This window comes from Reichenbachiella agarivorans, assembly GCF_025502585.1.
GTDB lineage: Bacteria > Bacteroidota > Bacteroidia > Cytophagales > Cyclobacteriaceae > Reichenbachiella > Reichenbachiella agarivorans.
Genome location: NZ_CP106679.1, coordinates 799,998 through 820,490 on the forward strand (window position 1 = coordinate 799,998; position 20,493 = coordinate 820,490).

Here is a 20,493-nt window from a genome sequence, read left to right on the forward strand (position 1 = left end):
TTGAAGGGTTTTCTACACATTTTATCAAAGGTGATTTTAATTTGGCCCTATTGCGGGTATGCTTTGATATTGAATTTTAAATCTTGAACTTTGAATCCACCTGCAATATACAGGTCTAAAAACCTCAATTCTTCAACCATGAAAGTCACCGTAATCGGTACTGGCAAAGTAGCTTCCAATTTGATTCATATCCTATCGGATAAAAATCTACTCCATACCGTATATGGTAGATCCCAAGAGAAGATCGATTCAGCTATTGGTCTGAAAACAAACATTCAATCTTCCCACTCTTTAGATTTCAGAAACAATCCCTCAAGCGTTTTCCTCATAGCTGTAAGTGACCGAGCCATCAAAGAAGTCGCCTCTGGACTCCTATTACCTCCCAATGCAATCGTCGCACATACATCAGGCACATGTACACGAGAAGATTTGTTAGACCCAGAAAATACAGGGGTATTCTACCCCTTGCAGAGTTTTACTACCTCTCTCCCCATAGATTTCAGCTCTATACCTATTTTGATCGAGGGGTCGAATGAATGGACTGAAAAAAACTTAATTGACCTGGCTACACATCTGAGTACAAGCGTACAAGTCACCACAGCCATCGATCGACAACAACTACATATCGCAGCAGTCTTTGCCAGCAATTTTACCAACCGCATGCTGCACGCTGCAGAGCAGGTGCTCAACCAAGCATCTCTTGACATCAGCCTCTTGAGACCTCTCGTAGAATTATCCATCTCCAATGTGTTCACGACTGGTTCACAACAGAGTCTCACCGGTCCAGCCCAAAGACAAGATCATGCGACCATCCAAAATCATCTAGAAAAGCTAGACGCTACCCCCGAATTAAGAACACTTTATGAAACCCTAACTAACTATATTCAAGCGTCATACATCAAAAAAACAGCTACTCTTAAAAGGTAACCCCTGTATAATCACGCATTTTTTTCTCCCAATTAGGTAATTTTCCTAAACCCTTAAAAATAATCCTCAAATAAAACTGCCAAAAAAAGCATCCAACCTACTGTTTTTCAAAAACTAAGTAGTCATACTCAAAGCTGCTAACCAAAACGCTTAATTGTATGATTACGAATTTCCTGTATTTTATTAATGCTACACATGTAGCAACTTTGGAGAACCAATTAATTATAATACATAAGTTCACTCTTTTAAAAACCAAACGCTATGAAAGGATATTTCATAAGACCATCAAGAATCACCCCTTCGGTGTACTTCAACCCAAAAAATCAACTGTTGGATGTACGCGGAAAATCAAGCCCAGAAAACGCATTGGCATTCTACAACGTGCTCTTGCAGAACATTGACAGCTACGTACAGTTAGATGTAGCAAAATTGACCGTGAACATGGCATTCGAGTATTTCAACACCAGCTCTAGCAAATGCTTGTTCATGATCTTGAAGAAATTAGAGAGCGTAGAGCAATTAGGCAAAAAAGTTGTCGTTAATTGGTACTACGAGTGCGATGACGAAGACATGAAGGAAGCTGGCGAGGACTTTAGCTCATTCTTTGAATATGAGTTCAACTTCAAAGAAGTGCCCGTAATCAACACCTTGGGTGGAATCGTAGACAAAGAAGAAAAAGCAGCCTAACAGCAGAACATTTAAATAGAAAAATTATGAAACCTAAATTCAGAACAGCATTAAGAACAGTGGTTCAAGTATTTATCGGTACGATCGTGACTTACGGATTTGTATTCGTTTGCGCTATCCTTAGCGTATTGGTTTAACCCTAAAAAGAGGGTTCTTCAGAAGTAGTAGGGGACTAAGTGTAGAAAGAAAAATACTTCTGAGTTACATGGCAAGCTATGAGAAAAAGTAAAACCGTGTAAAGGGACTCAATGTATTTAATTAAGGTGGTAGAAGGCTCTGATCAATATCAGAGCCTTTTTTCATGTATCAAATCAGTGCTATATTTTTTTGAAAAGATGTCTCAAAGGAAATATTGGTATCTGTACCTATCACTCCATCCAAATCATGGATTTTCCCATAGAGAATATCTCTCAAATGTCCATTGTCTCTTGCCATCACTTTGACCAACAGCGCATACTTTCCTGAGATGTTCGTACACTCTATGATCTCGGGTATCTTCTCTAGTTCCCTTACGATCTTGGGGATAAACTTGGCGTTGGCCACATCTATGCGTGTAATTGCCTCGGTCGTATAGCCCAATGCTTTGGCGTTGAGACGAAAGGTTGCATTTTCTAATATCCCCATCTGTCTGAGCTTGTTGACTCGCTGATGCACCATCGTATTAGAAATCCCCAATTCTTTGGCAACTGTCGAGAACGGAACTCTTGCGTTTTCACTTAACCTCCTCAAAATTGCCTTGTCCATGCTGTTAATTTGACTTGACTCCATTCCTATTCCATTTCAATTTTTACATTTTGACCAAATAATCCTATTCTAAACAACATTTTGACCAAATATATTCAATACTCAAATCATATATTCCTAATACATTAATATTTATGTCATTTTGATTGAAATTAGCAATACAAATGGATTACAAAAATATCATAGCAAAGTGTTGGTCAGACTATGTCTCGAAGACTCCCTCAGCTGAGGCCATACATCAACTGTTGGCAGAGAGAGGCGAGAGCATAGTCAATGACCACATTGCATTTAGAACTTTCAACCATCCCAAAACGGGAATTGAAGTTCTTGCCAAACCATTTTTGGAGGCAGGCTATGAGGAAAGTGGCGAATACCATTTTGAAGTAAAAAAATTGAAAGCCAAGCATTATCAACATCCAGATGATCATGCACCTAAGATTTTTATCAGTGAGTTGTTATTAGAGAGTTTTTCGGTTGAACTCAATCAGACTGTCGAGCAAATAGTCGCACCTATTGTCACAGGAAGTCTGATTGAGTTCCCGTCAATCCCTTGGACAGACAAATCGCATGAAACCTACAAGAAACTACTGGCAGAATCAGAATATGCTGCATGGACATATGTCTTTGGATTCTGTGCCAACCATTTCACCATCAATGTCAATGAGCTGAAGACCATCGCCAGTCTGGAGGACATGAATGAGTTGTTGAAATCTGCTGGTTTTGAACTCAACACCTCAGGTGGAGAAATCAAAGGTAGTCCTAGCGAATTGTTAGAGCAGTCTAGCACCTTGGCAGACAAACAAGTCATCACATTTGCAGAAGGTGATTTCAAAATTCCATCCTGCTACTATGAGTTTGCCAAACGGTATGCAGATGTTGACGGCAATCTTTTCCAAGGTTTCATTGCCAAATCTGCCGATAAAATATTCGAAAGTACGAATACAAGATAATCGCCCAGACTCTGACTAAACAACTTTTCAGACCCAAAAATGAGAGATGGCTCAGGCCAGTTTAGATATGTTAAGGGCACGCCAAGCCAGTCAATGTTGACTGGCTTGTGCATTTTATCTTGGATTTGATTTATGATTCAATCCTCTATCCTTAAAAAGTAAGTAAATCATATCTCTCATTTGTCTATTCATATATCTTTGCGGCTATGGCAAAGAACGAAGATCCAAACGAGCTTAAAAAGATCGTATCTCACGCAAAAGAGTACGGTTATGTTTTTCCCTCGAGTGAAATATATGATGGGCTAAGTGCCACCTACGACTATGGTCAGTATGGTGCAGAATTGAAACAAAACATTCGTCAGTACTGGTGGAAAGCCATGGTACAGATGAACGAAAACATTGTCGGTATTGACGCCTCGATCTTTATGCACCCCACGACTTGGAAGGCTTCTGGTCACGTGGACGCATTCAACGATCCGATGATCGACAACAAGGATTCCAAAAAACGCTACCGTGCAGATGTATTGATCGAAGAGCATGTCGCTAAGATTGATGCCAAAATCAACAAAGAAATAGAAAAAGCTGCTGGCAAATTTGGTGACTCTTTTGACGAAGCACAATTCAGAGCTACGAATCCAAGGGTGCTACAGAATCAGGAAAAAATAGACGCCATCAATGCTCGATTCAAAGAAGACATCGAGAAAGAAAATTTTGAAGATCTCAAACTCCTCATCGAAGAATTGGAAATTTCTGATCCAGTAAGCGGATCAAAAAATTGGACTGAAGTCCGTCAGTTCAACCTCATGTTCTCCACAGAACTCGGTTCATTGGCAGATGGCGCGAGTAAAATTTACTTGAGACCAGAGACCGCCCAAGGTATATTCGTCAACTACCTCAACGTGCAAAAAACGGGCAGAATGAAACTGCCATTCGGTATTGCACAAACTGGAAAGGCATTCAGAAACGAGATCATCGCTCGACAATTCATCTTCCGAATGAGAGAATTTGAGCAGATGGAGATGCAATTTTTCATCAAGCCAGGTACCGAACTAGAATGGTACGAAATCTGGAAAAACAAAAGAATGAACTGGCACAAATCACTGGGCTTGGGAGAGGAAAACTATAGATTCCATGACCACTTGAACCTTGCGCACTATGCCAATGCTGCCTGTGACATTGAGTTCAACTTCCCGATGGGATTCAAAGAGCTAGAAGGAATTCACTCCAGAACTGACTTTGACCTCAAAGCACATGAAGAGTACAGTGGCAAAAAACTACAGTACTTTGACAATGAAATGGAGCAATCATATGTCCCCTATGTCGTAGAGACTTCCGTCGGACTAGACCGACTCTTCTTGGCAATTTTGGCGACTGCCTACACCGAAGAGACTTTGGAAGACGGTAGTGAAAGGACAGTTCTCAAGCTTCCAGTACAATTAGCACCAGTCAAAGCAGCAGTGTTGCCATTGATCAACAAAGACGGCTTGCCAGAAAAAGCAAGAGAAATCATGGATGACCTCAAGTTCTCTGTCAATGTGCAGTACGACGGCAAAGACGCCATCGGCCGCAGATACAGACGACAGGATGCGATCGGTACGCCGTTTTGTATCACCGTAGATCACCAGACACTAGAAGATGGCACGGTGACCATCCGTGAGCGAGACAGCATGGAGCAGAGACGTGTAGCTGCATCTGAGGTGTCGTCCATCATCGAAAAAGCCGTAGACTTGAAACCATTGTTGAAACAACTCTAAGATCAGACTCACAAAATTCAAAGCCTGTTTTTTCTCGAAGAAACAGGCTTTTTTATTCCCCCCGTTATTTCAATCGAATCTACTATATTTAGAAAATGATTCTTCTCCAACTAGCCCACGAAACCTCGACTGCCATAGACGCCTTTCGGATGTTTATGATCACCATTGCATTCCTGATTGCCCTCGTACTGACTGGAAAAATCAATTTGGGCATTCGCATCCCAGGCGTATCAGTCCCCATGCGTCGAGACCGAAAAATCATCTTGAAAGAAAAATTCCCTTTCTACGCCAAGCTGTCGGACGAAAACAAAAGACGCTTCGAGCGCAAAGTTGATCACTTCATCTACAGCAAAGATTTCATCCCTCGCCAGATCGAAAAAGTAACTGAGGAAATGAAAGTCCTCATCGCCGCCTGTGCTGTACAATTGACCATGGGATTTCCCAATGTAGCACTATCCTACTTCAAACGTATATTGATTTACCCAGATGACTACTACTCCACGATCAGTAAAAAATACCACCGAGGAGAGGTCAACCCAAGAGCCAAAGCCATCGTGCTGTCATGGAGGCACTTTGTGGAAGGATATGTACACAACACCGACGGGCGAAATCTCGGTCTCCATGAGATGGCACATGCGCTCAGGATAGAAAACCGAATCAGCAACAACGAATATGACTTCCTAGACAAAGACATCCAAAACAAATGGGAACAATTGGCAGATGAAGAAATCGGGCGCATTCGCTCAGGAAACAGCCGTATGTTTCGCGACTATGCTGGCACCAACCGTGAAGAATTCTTTGCGGTAGCAGTAGAGAACTTTTTCGAGTGTCCCCAGACTTTTAAAAATCAGATGCCTGAGTTGTATCATAACTTAGCTTTACTTTTGAGGCAAGACCCTTTGAGCCCATGATGAAGAAAAAGCCACACCCCGCAGGAGAGAGAAAAAAAGAAATGGTCACCATGAAGGATCTGATGGAGGCCATGCTCAAATCCTACAACATCGATAGGAAATTTGACCAAGCCACACTCATCACTAAGTGGAACAAAATCATGGGTACAGCCATCGCCAACCGCACCACCAACCTAGAAATCCGCAACGATGTACTCATCGTCACGCTGTCCTCTGCCCCCCTCAAACACGAGCTCAATAACTCCAAGCAAAAAGTGATGGATCTCGTCAACAAAGAGTTTGGCAAACACATCGTCAAGCAGATATTGTTTGTGTAGAGACTCCACCAGCATACATGCTCCAATGAACCCACTCGGGCGCATCTGTGATGCGTTCGCAATTAATGGGCATTTCAAATGCCCACATAGCTAAAGGTTTCAATCGCAATACAATTACGATCAAGCAGCAAAGAATCCTCAACAAGCCGCTCCGAGGCATCAGTACAGCCTGTCCGATGCTTCGAGAGCCTCACATGACAAGGAATCTTTCCTACCAGAGATAATAAACAAAGAGGCAGCTTGGAATCCAAGCTGCCTCTTTGTTTATTATCTGTACTGGCTAAATCAAGCCATCGTATGATAGACGTTTTGTACGTCATCATCATCTTCTATTTTTTCTAACAGCTTGTTGACGTCTTCTTGTTGCTCCTCAGTCAATTCCTTGGTGACCTGTGGAATCCGCTCAAAACCTGAAGACAATATCTCCATGTTGTTTTCTTCGAAGTACTTCTGCAAAGCGCCATAGTCAGAGAACCCTCCATAGACCATCATGCCATCCTCGTCCTCAAAGACCTCTTCGGCTCCATAATCAATCAACTCCAGTTCTAACTCTTCCGCATCCAAACCATCCTTTTTCAATCGGAAGTTGCAAGTATGATCAAACATAAACTCTACAGAACCCTGAGTACCCAAGCTGCCATTGCACTTGGTAAAATAGCTTCTGATGTTGGCCACTGTCCTATTGTTGTTGTCGGTAGCGGTCTCTACTAGGATGGCGATCCCGTGAGGCCCGTACCCTTCGAACAAAGTTTCCTTGAAATCCCCCTGAGACTTGTCAGTGGCACGCTTGATGGCACGTTCGACATTCTCCTTGGGCATGTTGGCTGCCTTGGCATTTTGCATGACAGCACGCAATCTTGAATTTGTATTAGGATCTGATCCTCCGTCCTTCACCGCGATGACGATATCCTTGCCAATGCGCGTAAAGGTTCTGGCCATCTGACCCCAACGTTTTAGTTTTCTAGCTTTTCTAAATTCAAATGCTCTTCCCATTATTATTCATTTTATTAGACTTACAAATATATAATAAGGCTATATTTCTGTTCTTATGAAAAACCTGATTACAGCTATAATTTTCTCAACCTTTGGTCTGGCATGCACACCAAAGTCTACCCACACCAATCATCTGTGCGAATCGATCCACTCAGAGTATGTTTTTTGGGGACGGTTTCAACAGGCCATTGAAGATTCGGACGAAAAATTCCTCTTATCACATCTACAACCTATTGTCGTATGTGATATATGTGAGGGTGTAGAATCAGACAGTCCAAACATCACAGCGACAGATATGATCAAACACCATCTCCGTATCCTCAAAGCACCACAAGAAGCCGACTACCAAATAACAATAGAAAAAAATGGTGAAAGCTCCATCTACCATATCAACTATAGCATCAAATGTCGCAATTGCCCTGAGGGCACTTATAACCTGATCTACAATTTGGAAGAAAGCAAAGGAGATTTTCGACTGACAGACATTTTTTCTGTCCCCTAGTCAGCTATATCTGGATTGACGTACTTGTTTTTAGAGGCCAGCAACATTTTGGAGAAAACAGGAATGCTAGCGTGCTCAAAATAATCATCAAAAAGTTGATCCAAGTATGCCTTGGAAAAAATATCAGTCTCTAAAAACTCCTCACTAATCGAAGGGATTCTCTGACGAATTTGATCATCACTGATCGTCATCATCGTCCTAAATATCCTGAAAAACTTCATCTCATTGTAATCAATCTTAGCGTCAGCATTGAGCGTATCCATTGCGACCTGTACCAATGTCAACTCTTGCTCTTGACTCAATGTGGCATTTTTCAAGACTTTGAAATAATCTTTGAGAAAGCCCATTCCCATTTGATTGATCACTTCGATCAAAAACTCCAACTCTTCATCCACATTGATGTTGCCAAAAAGCTCACTTTCCGAAGCAATCTTACGAATCAACGCAACCTCATTTTCATCGATATGACCATCACAGGTCATGAATGAAAAAGCGGTTTTGAAAGCAATGGATGGAAAATTATAAATTTTGCTCTGGCTGTCTCTCATGGCTTGGTTGTTGACCCAGTCGATGACGCCTTGTATATTGTCTTCTATGCGTGATTTGATTTGCGCATCCAGCGCGAGTTCGTTAGCGCTACGTAGTATTTCTAGTGCATTTTCGCCTGTGAAACCACTGTTGTTTTGTGTCGCCTTGAAATAATCTATGCCACACTGTAGGACTTCCGTCGCGAGATTGTTGGCCAAAACTCTGAATTCTGGCTCAGTCTCACCAAAAGTCGTTTTCAGCGCTTCGTACTTTGGCTTGGAACGAAACATCAACTCCATACCTGTCTCATAGGCAGCCAAAGAGTTTTCCTTCCGCTTTTTCTTCGCCTTTGCTATCTCTTCAATCAGTTCTTTGATATACTTCTGAGTCATGTCTGTTTTCAATTCAATTTCCAACCACAAATTAATAAAAATCAAATATAGAATGGACGAATGGGACTTTTATGTGCGTGAACAGAAATTGACTGCTGAATCGCATAATTCTAGCGAAAATATTTTTCTATGGTTTGGTACCTATGATTGAATATGTCGAGTAGTTGTCTCTTGACAAACAGTGCATGAAGCAAATGCCCCAAAATGCCAAAGGGCATTTTGTAGGATACCCTATCTGTCATCCACACTTTCCCTTGGTTCAGTTCAAAAATATGCTCATGATGCCACATCGAGTATGGACCAAATCGCTGTTCATCGACAAAAAAATGATTCTTCTCCACATGCGTGATTTCGGTGACCCACGATGACTTTATACCTAATAGTACAGCTACTCTATAGGTGATAATTTGTCCCACACGCATCGAGTCCACGAGGTCTGAAGTGATCTCAAAACCCATGTACGCAGGAGTAATTTTCGTCAAGTTTTTGGGAGTAGAAAAGAAAGCCCACGCCTCCTCCAGCGTGGTGTTGATTTTTTGGTGAACTGTCAACGTATAGATTCCAGAATGACTTTTGATTTTTATCATAGATTTTGATTAACAAAATGTTCAACTACGAAGAATAGTTTTGATTTTCAACACCATTGCCATGATGTTCGTTTTTAGATGGTTGTACGTATTGTTTAATCACAAGAACATAAAAATTAAACAAAATTTATACATTTTTTCGCTACAGTCTTCTATGACCAAGGCTGCAATTTTCACTAACTTTCGGACGAGAATCAATTGATACCACATGACGAGAGAAGAAGCCATCGCTGCAGTCAAGAATCATTCAAGCAACAAAGTCAAATTTGCCATCATAGACATAGACGGGATTCTCCGTGGAAAATACATCCATAAAGATAAGTTTATGGATCAAATCAATGGAGATTTTGGGTTCTGTGATGTAGTGTATGGCTGGGACAGTAGCGATGCACTGTATCATCAATCTGGGATTACAGGCTGGGACACAGGCTTTCCAGATGGAAAAGCTAAAATAGATTTGGACACCTTTCGCCAAGTACCATGGGACGAAGATGTCCCCTTTTTTTTGGCTGATTATGCTGCTGGCTCTCCCTCTAAACCTGTCTGCCCTCGCAGTTTGCTCAAGCAAATCATCGCCAAAGCTGAGAGCAAAGGCCTGTTTGCACAATTCGCAATAGAATACGAATGGTTCAATTTTCAATCCAACAGTGCCGAAAAAGAAATTACACCCAAGCCTATCTCAGAGGGGATGTTCGGTTATTCACTGACGCGCTTGGCGCATGCCACGCACTACGTCAACGACATCTTCGACCTCTGTGGATCATTTGATGTCCAAATCGAGGGGATGCACACCGAGACAGGACCTGGAGTACTAGAGACAGCCATCCAAAAAGACACCATTCTTCGCGCAGCAGACAAAGGTGCGCTGTTCAAAATGGCGGTCAAGGAAATCGCTAATCAATACGATATTATCCCAAGTTTCATGGCCAAATGGAACGAAAAATTACCAGGATGCTCTGGACATTTGCATCAGTCAATTTTGGATCAGAATGGAAACAACCTATTTTTTGATCCAAAAGATGAGCAACACATGAGTCCGATGATGAAAAGCTATCTGGCAGGGCAACTGCATTGCTTACCCTATCTGATGCCTTTCTTCGCTCCCACCGTCAACAGCTACAAACGACTTGTGGAAGGAGCTTGGGCACCGACTACTGTGACTTGGGGCTTAGACAACAGGACTGTGGCGCTTCGCGTACTCAACGACACTGCCTCCAGCACCAGAATCGAGCATCGTGTGGCAGGTGCTGATGTGAATCCTTACCTCTGTATGGCAGCAGGCTTGGCGTCTGGACTCTATGGGATAGAAAACAACCTGAAACTAGAAACTCCAGCCATCTCAGGCAACGCCTACGCCAACAAGAGAGTCAAAAGACTCCCTAGCAATCTCAACGAGGCTACTCAGGCAATGAAAAAATCCAAATTGGCCAAAGACCTACTTGGCGAAGAGTTCATTCAGCATTTTGCCATGACGCGCGAGCATGAATGGAACGAATACCTCAAAACTGTCTCCGATTGGGAGCTAAAAAGATACTTTGAAATCATCTAATGACAAGAACACTTAATTTTAACGAAATCGTCCTTGAAGCCTGGAGCCACTACGACGATTCTAGGAAAGTAGTCTCTATCAACGACATCAGTGCACGTGTATCGACAAATCACGTGTTCAAACTCAAACTAGAGACAGGGACGGTTGTCATCGGCAAACTGTCCTACTTTGGCACCTATGCTAATTTTATGGAAGACCACGCCTTGATCAATTCCTTGGCTATCAACCTATCTGATCCCTATGACCAGTTTATTTCGAGATCACTGACCAAAGGGAGTGAACTATTTACCTACCGATACAAAGACAGCGTACTAGATGCATGGGTGGTATTCTACAACCCAATCAAAATCAAGAAAAGGCTTCCTAAGATTTTGGATCAAAGTCAGATCAAAAATCTTGGCAGAGAAGTAGCCAAATTTCACAAAGCGTGTTTTCAAATCAAAAACATCCTCCCACCTTGGTCCAAGACCCTCAAGATGGACTTGGATCACCTGCTCCGCATCACAGAAACCGAAGACGGGCAGTATGAGCACCGTGGCAACATCGACACCATCAAACATCAAATAGATATCTTCAACAAAAACATGGATATATTGGAGACCGATCACTGGCCTTCGATCCCAGTTTTTGTCGACTGGAATATTGGCAATTTTTCTTTGGACAAAGACAACAGGTTCTATTCTAGATGGGACTATGATTGGTTTAGGATGAGTTCTAGGATCATGGATTTTTATTTCTTCAGCAGAGTGTGTTCTACGATTGGAGACAGAGAAGAATTCAGCTACTTGATCGATCCTGTCAACGAAGATCGATTCATTCTATTTCTTAAAGAATACCACAAAATCTATCCTCTGACTCGCAATGAAGTTTTGTTCATCAAAGAAGCCTATCGCTTCTTTATCTTGAACTATGTGATCAAAGATGGCCGCTATTTCTTTCATGAAATCTATGCGACCAAACTCCAAAGAGAGGCCTATGAAATCTACCTGCCTCAAATCGATCAATTCGATGGTGACAAATTATTACGTGCATTAGATCTTTAAAATATGGAAATTCAGGAATTTAAAAATGTAGTGAAGAATTATGACGTGGTGTTCTTTGATGCCTACGGCGTGTTAAAAAATTCCAGTGGGATGATCCCACATATTGAGAAGACTTTTGAATACCTGATCAATAACAATATCGAGTTTTACATCTTGACCAATGACGCATCCAGAGGGCCAAAATCCCTTGCCAAAAGCTATATCGATGCAGGGCTCACGATGATCAATGAGGACAAGATCATCTCGTCAGGCATGCTCGCTCGTGAATACCTCAAAACCAAAGTCGCTGATGGAAAAGTCGCCTACCTCGGCACCAAACAATCCGCACATTATCTGGAAGAAACAGGGCTCAAAGCACTATCCATAGCAGACCTAGACCTCAACAACATAGCAGATGTCAATGCGCTGGTATTCCTAGATGACGAAGGTTTTGACTGGCATACTGATTTAAATAAACTGGTCAATTTGCTCCGTCTCAGAAACATCCCTGTCATAGTTGCCAATACGGATAGGTCTTATCCTATATCCGACAGAATGGTGGCCATAGCAGTAGGAAGCATCGCTGATATGATCGAAAAAATCACCGGTAGAAAATTTATCAAATTTGGCAAGCCCGATTCGAGTATGTTCATCTTTGCCTACCAACATACGATCAAAGCGCAAGAGGTTGGCAAAGAAAAAATACTGATGGTGGGCGACACCTTGATCACCGATATTATAGGTGGCAACAAGTTTGGAATTGATACAGCACTCGTGCTCACAGGCAACACCCTGCCAGAACACTACATGGATCGAATCAAAGCCTTGGGAATCATACCAGATCATGTATGTCACTCTGCTGTGGTTTATTAAACTGCAAAATATTACTATCCTAGCAAGCACATATACGCCATCTAGATCAACCATCACAAAGGCCTAAATCACCTTAAGTGATTAATAATGAAAACTTTGTAAAAAATAAAGATCACGTCAATGTGTTTGCTATGGTATCTCTTTCCAAAAAACTTTTCTTACAAAGTTTTTATCCTATATTTAGGAATCAAATGCATAACCTCTGTTTATCCCCGTAGCAGATTAGAGAATTGTTATGTGTAGAATGAGTGCTATTTTAGAAACTTACGAATCTTTCCTTTCTATTTCAATGCAGATTGGGTTGAAGACATACTCCATTGGCAGAGTAGTGTTGCAAGAACCCGTCCTAGAAATACCTGAGCGACAGGCTGTCACAGAGTATGCCATGAGTATAGAAAATACTTATGATTGGCTATTCACACTGTTGGCTCTTTTCACCTGCATAGGTGCCTATTTGATCTTCAAGTTTTTCGCAAGGAGGATAAAAATACAACGCAGTGTACTACAACGAAAAGTAGAAATGCGCACCTCAGAAATTTCAAAACAAAAAGAAGAATTACAAAAACAATCCGAAGAGTTAAAAAATGCCTATGAGGAGATTCAAATGAAGAACATGGCTATCGAAGAAGCCTTCGAACATTTGAGTAACTCCTATGCCAAACTATCAGACCTGAACAGGGAAAAGGATGGAATGATGAGCATTGTAGCGCATGACCTACGGACGCCACTCAACAACATCGAAGGATTGATACATTTGCTCACCCTAGATGGCAATCTCAATGATGACCAAAAAGAATACATCACGACGATCAGAGCTGTGGTCAAACGTGGCAATGAGATGATCCGTGATTTGCTCGATATCAATCAGGCTAAAAAAGTAAAACCAGAATTGAAAATCACAGAATTTTCTATTGATCAATTCATCAAAAGCTGGAAAATCAATTTTGACAAGCCACTAAGCAACAAAGAACAGAAACTCCATATATCTGGCAACTATGAATCCATCTTAGTGAAAACGGATATGGGTATTTTATCCCGAATCATGGACAACTTGATGTCCAACGCGATGAAGTTTTCAGAAAAAGGCAAGAATATTTACCTAGACATCAACCCCATCAACGACAATCTCCAAATCATCCTCAGGGACGAGGGACCTGGAATTAGTGAGGCAGACCAACTCAAGATGTTTAAACCATTTGTAAGACTCAGTGCCAGACCTACTGATGGCGAACATTCCAATGGGCTGGGCTTATCCATCATCAAAAGTCTAAGCCAACAACTAGGAGGAAATGTAGAAGTTCAAAGTACCTTGGGAGAAGGTACTGCCTTTCAAATCTTGATTCCTGTATTGATCAATACCCCTGCAGAAAAAGTCTTAGACTAAGATCTAATTAATTGGTGTGAGACTCGTTGTTGAGCAGATACATGGCGATCGCAAAAGTATCTTTGGTCTGCAATATGCTTTGCTTTTCGATAGGATTGACCAAAGGCGTCCTAGCTATGCCTCGTTGCTTTAGTAGGTATTGATCACAGGCCACTATGGTCTTAATTATCGGGTTTTGCTGATCGCTATGATAGGCGTGAAGAAAAGCCTTTCTATACTGCCCATACTGATACCAATTGGCAGAGAGCAGGTTGATAGACTGAAAATACCTCGTCAATGCCTTGCGATCCCCTTTGATCCTGATCAAATCTTTGCGATCAAGGTCTGCCAAACTTGCCTTCGCATAGAGTGCCCACATTTTCAAAATGGATTGTTGGGCGGAAAGCTGACAACTGTAAAATAGGTCTGAACGAAATCTTGTAGAGACCATCGTAACCCTACCAGATGTGAGCGTACTCATCAGTGAGATAAAATCTGACAAATAGGCTCGGTCTAGGAAAAAGTTCCTTGCACTCTTCCCCATCACAGTGATCAGGTGTGTCATAATCATGCATTTATAGTCATTCAAACTTAGCAATTAGGAGTAGCAAAGGCATTTGTACTCCTTTGCTACTCTACATACTATGGATTTAATCCAAGTCAAAACGGTCAAGGTTCATCACCTTGTCCCATGCTGCTACAAAATCCGCCACGAACTGTGCCTTAGAATCCTCGTAGCTGTACACTTCGGCAAGTGCACGCAGTTCGGAATTTGATCCAAAGATCAAATCAACTCGTGTACCTGTCCACTTGACTGCTCCAGTTCTTCGATCTCTGCCTTCAAACAAATCCTGCTTGTCGGATGTCGACTTCCATGTAGTACCCAAATCCAGCAAATTGACGAAGAAGTCATTGCTCAGCACTTCCGGTTGCTTGGTAAAGACTCCATGCGCGGAGCGATCAAAGTTGGCATTCAAGACCCGCATTCCTCCTACCAATACTGTCATCTCAGGTGCTGTGAGTGTCAAGAGCTGAGCTTTGTCAACTAGCAACTCTTCAGAAGATACTGCATACCCAGACTGGTAATAGTTGCGGAATCCATCTCCACGTGGCTCCAAGGGACCAAAGGCATCTACATCGGTTTGCTCAAGTAAGGCATCGGCGCGTCCAGGAGTGAAGGGTACCGTCACTTCATGTCCTCCATTTTTGGCAGCTAGCTCTATGGCAGCACAACCTCCCAATACAATCAAGTCGGCAATGGATACCTTTTTGCTAGATTGTGCATTGTTGAAATCCCTTTGGATCGACTCAAGGGTTTGTAATACCTTGGCCAATTGCGCTGGATTGTTTACTTCCCAATCCTTTTGAGGTGCCAAACGAACTCTTGCGCCATTGGCACCTCCTCGCTTGTCTGACCCTCTAAATGTAGAGGCCGAAGCCCAAGCGGTAGAAACCAACTGCGAAACAGATAGCCCAGATGCTAAAATTTTGCTCTTTAGTGAGGAGATATCAGCCGCATCAATCAATGGGTGTGTAACTGCTGGAATCGGATCTTGCCATATCAATTCTTCCGTAGGCACCTCTGGCCCCAAATAGCGAACAATAGGTCCCATGTCACGGTGCGTCAATTTGTACCACGCACGCGAAAAAGCATCTGCAAACTCATCAGGGTTTTCGAAGAAATGTCTTGACACTTTTTCATAAGCAGGATCAACACGCAGTGCGAGGTCTGTAGTCAGCATGAACGGAGCATGTTTTTTGGCTGGATCATGTGCATCTGGCACCAAACCAGCACCTGCACCATCTTTTGGTCTCCACTGGTGCGCTCCCGCGGGACTCTTCGTCAACTCCCACTCGTACCCAAACAAGTTCTCAAAGAAATTGTTACTCCATTGGGTAGGAGTTGTAGTCCATGCACCTTCTAGCCCACTCGTAATCGTGCTACCAGCATTGCCTGTACCAAAGCTGTTTTTCCAACCGAGACCTTGCTCCTCTATTGTTGCTCCTGCTGGCTCAGCTGCTATGTACTTGCCAGGATCAGCCGCTCCATGGGTCTTACCAAAGGTATGACCACCTGCGATGAGGGCTACAGTTTCGTAATCATTCATGGCCATGCGGCCAAATGTCTCTCTGATATCTCGTGCGGCAGCCAACGGGTCGGGATTTCCATTAGGCCCTTCTGGATTCACATAGATCAATCCCATCTGTACGGCAGCAAGCGGGTTTTCTAAGTCACGATCCCCTGTGTACCTTTTGTCTCCCAACCACTCGGATTCTGCACCCCAGTACACGTCTTCCTCAGGTTCCCAGACATCTTCACGTCCTCCTCCGAAACCGAAAGTTTTCAATCCCATCGATTCCAAGGCACAATTGCCAGTGAGAATCATCAAATCAGCCCAAGAGAGTTTCTTGCCATATTTTTGTTTGATAGGCCAGAGCAAGAGGCGTGCTTTGTCGAGATTGGCATTGTCGGGCCAACTGTTGAGTGGTGCAAAACGCTGCGACCCAGAGCCAGCACCTCCACGACCATCAGCGATCCGATAGGTTCCTGCGCTATGCCAGGCCATCCGAATAAACAGCGGCCCATAATGACCATAATCTGCTGGCCACCATTCCTGAGAATCAGTCATCAAATCAAATATATCCTGCTTCACCGCTTTGAGGTCTAGAGATTTGAACTCCTTGGCGTAATCAAATTTCTCATCCATGGGATTGGACAAAGTAGAATTTTGACGGAGGATATTTAGTTTCAGCATGTTGGGCCACCATTCGCGGTTGCTGGTGCCACCACCTGCTGCACGATCATGTGCTCCATGCATGAATGGACATTTGGCACTGCTGTCATTGGTATCTAATGATTTTTGAGAATTACTGGATTTTTCCATTTGGATAGATTTAATGTGTTCGAGAATAATTTTGACAGAATACTTCTTTTATCTTCATCCCAATCCATTGATTTAATTGAAATCCGATGTACTGTTAATTTACAGAAATATTACTGGTTTTAAAAAGCTTATACCTTCAAGTCGAGACAAGTACAGAATAAAATTATTCGCCACATCAGCCAATATTTTACATGGTTCATACATGCTGGCGAGTAGACGACAGTAACATTATTCCCCTTTGCTAAGACTCGAACGATAGGGTAATATTAAGCATCTCTTTTTCTGACTCAGAGCAATTTTCATCAATAAACTTGATGTCAAGATAAACGATAAAAATAGAAGGCTTGATTGGATACTTTATTTGTTCCCACACACAAAAGGTCATCCCATATTCTCCCCAAATGCCATTTGATTGACCAAACTAGCCCAAAAACGACAAAAGCCTGCTAATGCAGGCCTTTGTCGTTTTTGGTATTATGATATTGTCAGCTTTCTATTGCTCAATAGTCGCTGCAATCAACGTAAAAGAAGTAGTAGAAATACTGGCATTTCCAGAATCATCGGTCACTTCAACATCAATCTGATATACGCCCAAGTCAGTCGTCTCACTAATCTCAGCTGCGATCAGCACCACTTGCGTAGCAGTTTCATATTGGTCTATGGTGAAAGTCTCATTGTATTCTAGTGACGTGGTATTCAAACCTTCCCCTGTGGATTCTGTTTGTCGTACCGTGACGTGCATACTCTCTATGAATCCTCCATCTGTTGCAATGATTGTGATTTGTAATTTTTCTCCTTGAAAGGTTTCAAAAGCATCTCCTTTTACATTGATACCATCGTGTAGTATATCCGAAATGTAAGGTGCTTGGTCATCATTCACTTCATTATCATCCTTGTCGCAGGCAGTCAAAAGGAAAATAGTCATCAATAGGATTAGGTTCAATTTCATAACTGTGTGTTTATGGTTAGTATTTAATTTTTGGCTAATGTAGAGCTATCTGCCCTGAGCCAACATTCTATTCGACCAATCGATATGTTTTGAAGTCAGAGACCTCAAAAGCGTCGACAGTGGCTCTGGCAGCATCTATCATTTGTGATACATGGCTGGGTTGTACCTGTGCTGTTTCGAGTAACCCTTCGCAAGATTTGAAACTCCCAAATGAAAAGCAGAACCTCTGACCCATACAGCATAGAAAAAAAGCAACCTAGTCCCCCTGAGGCACTCGAAGGGTGGACAAGTAGCTCCGAAGCATCCGTACTGCTTGTCTGTGGTTCGAGTGCCTCACCATGACAAGGAGAGAGCATCACCATGACAAGGCTAGGGATTCACCACTGACCTAACTGGTTCGGTTAGTATTTTCTTGAAAGCACAAAGAAATCCATCCCAAAATCAAAACGCATAGCTCACCTTGAGTCCACCGAAATAGTTGATTGGTAGTCCGGGGTAATAATAGCGTCCTGAGCTGGCATTGATCTGGAGCATACTGGCATATTTGGTATCGGTCAGATTGTTGACGCCCGCGTAGAGATTCAAGGTCAAAGCGCCTAGCGTGTGCTGGTATCCGACCTTGGCGTTGAGCAAAGAATAGGCATCTGTGTAGATGCTGCTGTCATCCAAGATCGACATAGACCCTACACGCTGGTAGTTGACATTGCCATAAAGCCCGAGTGCCCAATTAAAGTCCAAGGCATAGTCCAGCGTATAGCTCGGCACGCCTGTCATGCGGTTGCCAGAGTAGTCATTGCTACCTTCTACAAACTCATCAAAATGATAATTCATGACTGTATAGGATACCCGTTGACCCAATTGAAAATTGGTGCTTTGGATGGTCTTGTGGTTCAGCAGCAGCTCCAGTCCTTGATGATTGGCACTGCCTGCATTGATTCCCACCTGCACCTCATTGATCGTCTGATTCACAATCAAGTCTTTGGTTCGCATCCAGTAGCCCACCACTTCGAAATACAAACTGCGATCCCATGCATCACCTTTCAATCCCAACTCATAGTTCCAGCCAGACTCAGGTGTCAGGTCTCGGTTGATTTGACCGCCAGGATACAAAGTCTGCTCGAATGAAGGCAGTGAAAAACCATGAGAGACCAAAGCATAAGCAGATACCGACTCAGTGATTTTCCTGAGGATACTCAGCTTGGGAGAAAACATCGGATCAAAGCCATAGTCGGCACTTTGATTGGCAGCTCCTGACTGCAGATGATCATCAAGGTTGTATCTCGATGCATTGAAGTTCAATCCTGCAGAGATAATCCATCGATCCGACGGATAGTACTCGGTAGCCACGAAAGCATTCCCATATTTCCTGACTTGGTCAAAATCTCTCGTTTGGTCACCGTTTTGTCCTCCATCATTGACGAACTCTTGGTACCTGTATTGCTCCCAAAATCCCTCAACACCCAATACGACCTGCAATTGATTTTGAGGCAAGAAGCTGCGCTTTAGCTTGGCGCGGAGGCCTGTGTTGAACTGATCCGTCGCTAGATTGCCCAAGAAAGTCGGTCGGGTCTCCGCGGCATTGCTGCCATTCATAAATACAGTGAGATCACTTTGCATCCGAGGATCGTAGCGTGTATGGAGAGACAGTCCCAGACGAAAGCGCTCGCTGGTTTCTTTGCCGTTGACACCTCCCCAGACGGCGGCCGCAGACTCGGGATTGTTTTCATAGTCCTCCAGACTCAGTGAACTAGGGATCTGTGATTCCAAATCTGTGTAATTGAAGTACAGCGTCACATCTGAATGCTCCCTAACCGCTACAGACCCCAATGCAGTGATCGACTGACGGTCATAGCGGTTGTTGTCACGGTAGCCATCGCTATGCACATCTTGGTAGAGTAGGTTGAGGCTTTTGCGTGTGTCCGCCACTTCTGCGCTGAGATTGTACCTCTGCAAACCAAAAGACCCAAACATGGCGTCTGCTGTGGCACTAGAGTGATCCTGAGGTTTCTTGGTTTGGAAATGAATGGCACCACCGAGTCCTGCACCATAGACGGTAGAGGTCGGCCCACGGTAAACCTCCACACCTTGTAAGGTCGCAAAATCAATGTCTTCCACAGTGGTTTCGCCTTCCCCTGTCGAGAGCGGAATTTCATTGAGATAGGCCTTGACTTTGTCCGTCCCAAAAGGCGAACGAGCACCTATGCCTCTGATGGTGATTCGGTTGGTGCTGAGTGTCCCTGACTGCATATAGACGCCAGGTACGGCGTTCAACACGGGTTGTAGGTACAGCTGATCTGCGCGGTTGATTTGCTTAGGCGTCACACCAGTGACCGACCCTCCAAAATCGATGGTCTCATGCTCAAACAAATCTGACGATATGGTGATTTCTTCCAAAACCACATCCGTAGAATCAGCGGATTGACAGAGAGCCTGACCAGCCCATAGGAGTGCAATTAGACTAAAAATGATTCTCATCATGGGGATTTTATTTCAATAAAAAATGATGTTATGGTTCTCAAGTAGGGCCAGAAATTCCTCCCCCTTGCCCCCTCCAAAGGGG

General features: G+C 43.1%; 20 protein-coding genes. 12 read left to right on the top strand and 8 right to left on the bottom strand.

Annotation, left to right across the window (positions count from 1 at the left end; translation table 11 throughout):
- Positions 1-138: 138 nt before the first annotated feature.
- Together N6H18_RS03255 and N6H18_RS03260 are read left to right on the top strand one after the other, a co-directional pair.
- On the top strand, positions 139-927 hold the full coding sequence (locus N6H18_RS03255; protein ID WP_262310403.1) for a Rossmann-like and DUF2520 domain-containing protein: 789 nt from the start codon (positions 139-141) through the stop codon (positions 925-927).
- 261 nt (positions 928-1,188) lie between these two features.
- Positions 1,189-1,614 (top strand): DUF1987 domain-containing protein, encoded by a 426-nt coding sequence (locus tag N6H18_RS03260; protein WP_262310404.1) that lies wholly within the window; start codon positions 1,189-1,191, stop codon positions 1,612-1,614.
- Between the two features lie 306 nt (positions 1,615-1,920).
- On the opposite strand, the gene N6H18_RS03265 is transcribed toward N6H18_RS03260, so the two are convergent.
- Positions 1,921-2,358, bottom strand: a complete 438-nt coding sequence (locus tag N6H18_RS03265) for an Lrp/AsnC family transcriptional regulator (protein WP_262310405.1) — start codon at positions 2,356-2,358, stop codon at positions 1,921-1,923.
- Between the two features lie 164 nt (positions 2,359-2,522).
- Between N6H18_RS03265 and N6H18_RS03270 the strand changes: the two genes are divergently transcribed.
- From N6H18_RS03270 to N6H18_RS03285, 4 genes are all read left to right on the top strand, one after another.
- Positions 2,523-3,308 (top strand): DUF1338 domain-containing protein, encoded by a 786-nt coding sequence (locus N6H18_RS03270; protein ID WP_262310406.1) that lies wholly within the window; start codon positions 2,523-2,525, stop codon positions 3,306-3,308.
- A 206-nt stretch (positions 3,309-3,514) separates the two neighbouring features.
- Complete coding sequence (locus N6H18_RS03275) at positions 3,515-5,062, top strand: glycine--tRNA ligase (protein ID WP_262310407.1); 1,548 nt, start codon at positions 3,515-3,517, stop codon at positions 5,060-5,062.
- Positions 5,063-5,157: 95 nt separating this feature from the next.
- On the top strand, positions 5,158-5,973 hold the full coding sequence (locus tag N6H18_RS03280; protein ID WP_262310408.1) for a zinc-dependent peptidase: 816 nt from the start codon (positions 5,158-5,160) through the stop codon (positions 5,971-5,973).
- Positions 5,970-6,290 (top strand): DUF721 domain-containing protein, encoded by a 321-nt coding sequence (locus N6H18_RS03285; protein ID WP_262310409.1) that lies wholly within the window; start codon positions 5,970-5,972, stop codon positions 6,288-6,290. The genes N6H18_RS03280 and N6H18_RS03285 overlap by 4 nt, the downstream gene beginning before the upstream one ends.
- A 285-nt stretch (positions 6,291-6,575) precedes the next feature.
- Here the strand turns inward: N6H18_RS03285 and N6H18_RS03290 are convergent, their stop codons facing one another.
- Positions 6,576-7,283 (bottom strand): YebC/PmpR family DNA-binding transcriptional regulator, encoded by a 708-nt coding sequence (locus N6H18_RS03290; protein ID WP_262310410.1) that lies wholly within the window; start codon positions 7,281-7,283, stop codon positions 6,576-6,578.
- Between the two features lie 55 nt (positions 7,284-7,338).
- Between N6H18_RS03290 and N6H18_RS03295 the strand changes: the two genes are divergently transcribed.
- Positions 7,339-7,785 carry a hypothetical protein gene (locus N6H18_RS03295; protein ID WP_262310411.1) on the top strand — a complete coding sequence of 149 codons (447 nt, stop codon included), beginning with the start codon at positions 7,339-7,341 and terminating at the stop codon, positions 7,783-7,785.
- Here N6H18_RS03295 and N6H18_RS03300 read toward each other — a convergent pair.
- Positions 7,782-8,705: a tellurite resistance TerB family protein gene (locus N6H18_RS03300; RefSeq protein ID WP_262310412.1), complete on the bottom strand. Its 924-nt coding sequence runs from the start codon at positions 8,703-8,705 to the stop codon at positions 7,782-7,784. The two genes, N6H18_RS03295 and N6H18_RS03300, sit on opposite strands and share 4 nt — an antisense overlap.
- A 110-nt stretch (positions 8,706-8,815) precedes the next feature.
- On the bottom strand, positions 8,816-9,292 hold the full coding sequence (locus tag N6H18_RS03305; RefSeq protein WP_262310413.1) for an SRPBCC family protein: 477 nt from the start codon (positions 9,290-9,292) through the stop codon (positions 8,816-8,818).
- A gap of 208 nt (positions 9,293-9,500) precedes the next feature.
- Between N6H18_RS03305 and N6H18_RS03310 the strand changes: the two genes are divergently transcribed.
- The 4 genes from N6H18_RS03310 to N6H18_RS03325 all read left to right on the top strand — a co-directional run bounded on the left by N6H18_RS03310 (position 9,501) and on the right by N6H18_RS03325 (position 14,120).
- Positions 9,501-10,841: a glutamine synthetase family protein gene (locus N6H18_RS03310; RefSeq protein ID WP_262310414.1), complete on the top strand. Its 1,341-nt coding sequence runs from the start codon at positions 9,501-9,503 to the stop codon at positions 10,839-10,841.
- A complete protein-coding gene (locus N6H18_RS03315; protein WP_262310415.1) occupies positions 10,841-11,884 on the top strand; it encodes a hypothetical protein in 1,044 nt (347 codons plus the stop codon). The genes N6H18_RS03310 and N6H18_RS03315 overlap by 1 nt, the downstream gene beginning before the upstream one ends.
- A gap of 3 nt (positions 11,885-11,887) precedes the next feature.
- A complete protein-coding gene (locus tag N6H18_RS03320; RefSeq protein ID WP_262310416.1) occupies positions 11,888-12,736 on the top strand; it encodes an HAD-IIA family hydrolase in 849 nt (282 codons plus the stop codon).
- Positions 12,737-12,980: 244 nt separating this feature from the next.
- Complete coding sequence (locus N6H18_RS03325; RefSeq protein ID WP_262310417.1) at positions 12,981-14,120, top strand: sensor histidine kinase; 1,140 nt, start codon at positions 12,981-12,983, stop codon at positions 14,118-14,120.
- Positions 14,121-14,127: 7 nt separating this feature from the next.
- Here the strand turns inward: N6H18_RS03325 and N6H18_RS03330 are convergent, their stop codons facing one another.
- The 3 genes from N6H18_RS03330 to N6H18_RS03340 form a co-directional block, all read right to left on the bottom strand.
- Complete coding sequence (locus N6H18_RS03330) at positions 14,128-14,664, bottom strand: hypothetical protein (RefSeq protein WP_262310418.1); 537 nt, start codon at positions 14,662-14,664, stop codon at positions 14,128-14,130.
- An 85-nt stretch (positions 14,665-14,749) separates the two neighbouring features.
- On the bottom strand, positions 14,750-16,984 hold the full coding sequence (gene katG / locus N6H18_RS03335; protein ID WP_262310419.1) for a catalase/peroxidase HPI: 2,235 nt from the start codon (positions 16,982-16,984) through the stop codon (positions 14,750-14,752).
- Positions 16,985-17,477: 493 nt separating this feature from the next.
- Positions 17,478-17,933 (bottom strand): DUF4625 domain-containing protein, encoded by a 456-nt coding sequence (locus N6H18_RS03340; RefSeq protein WP_262310420.1) that lies wholly within the window; start codon positions 17,931-17,933, stop codon positions 17,478-17,480.
- Positions 17,934-18,143: 210 nt separating this feature from the next.
- Here N6H18_RS03340 and N6H18_RS03345 point away from each other — a divergent pair, with 210 nt between their 5' ends.
- Positions 18,144-18,275 carry a hypothetical protein gene (locus N6H18_RS03345; RefSeq protein WP_262310421.1) on the top strand — a complete coding sequence of 44 codons (132 nt, stop codon included), beginning with the start codon at positions 18,144-18,146 and terminating at the stop codon, positions 18,273-18,275.
- A gap of 99 nt (positions 18,276-18,374) precedes the next feature.
- Here N6H18_RS03345 and N6H18_RS03350 read toward each other — a convergent pair whose 3' ends face one another.
- Positions 18,375-20,411, bottom strand: a complete 2,037-nt coding sequence (locus tag N6H18_RS03350; RefSeq protein WP_262310422.1) for a TonB-dependent receptor family protein — start codon at positions 20,409-20,411, stop codon at positions 18,375-18,377.
- Between the last annotated feature and the right edge of the window lie 82 nt (positions 20,412-20,493).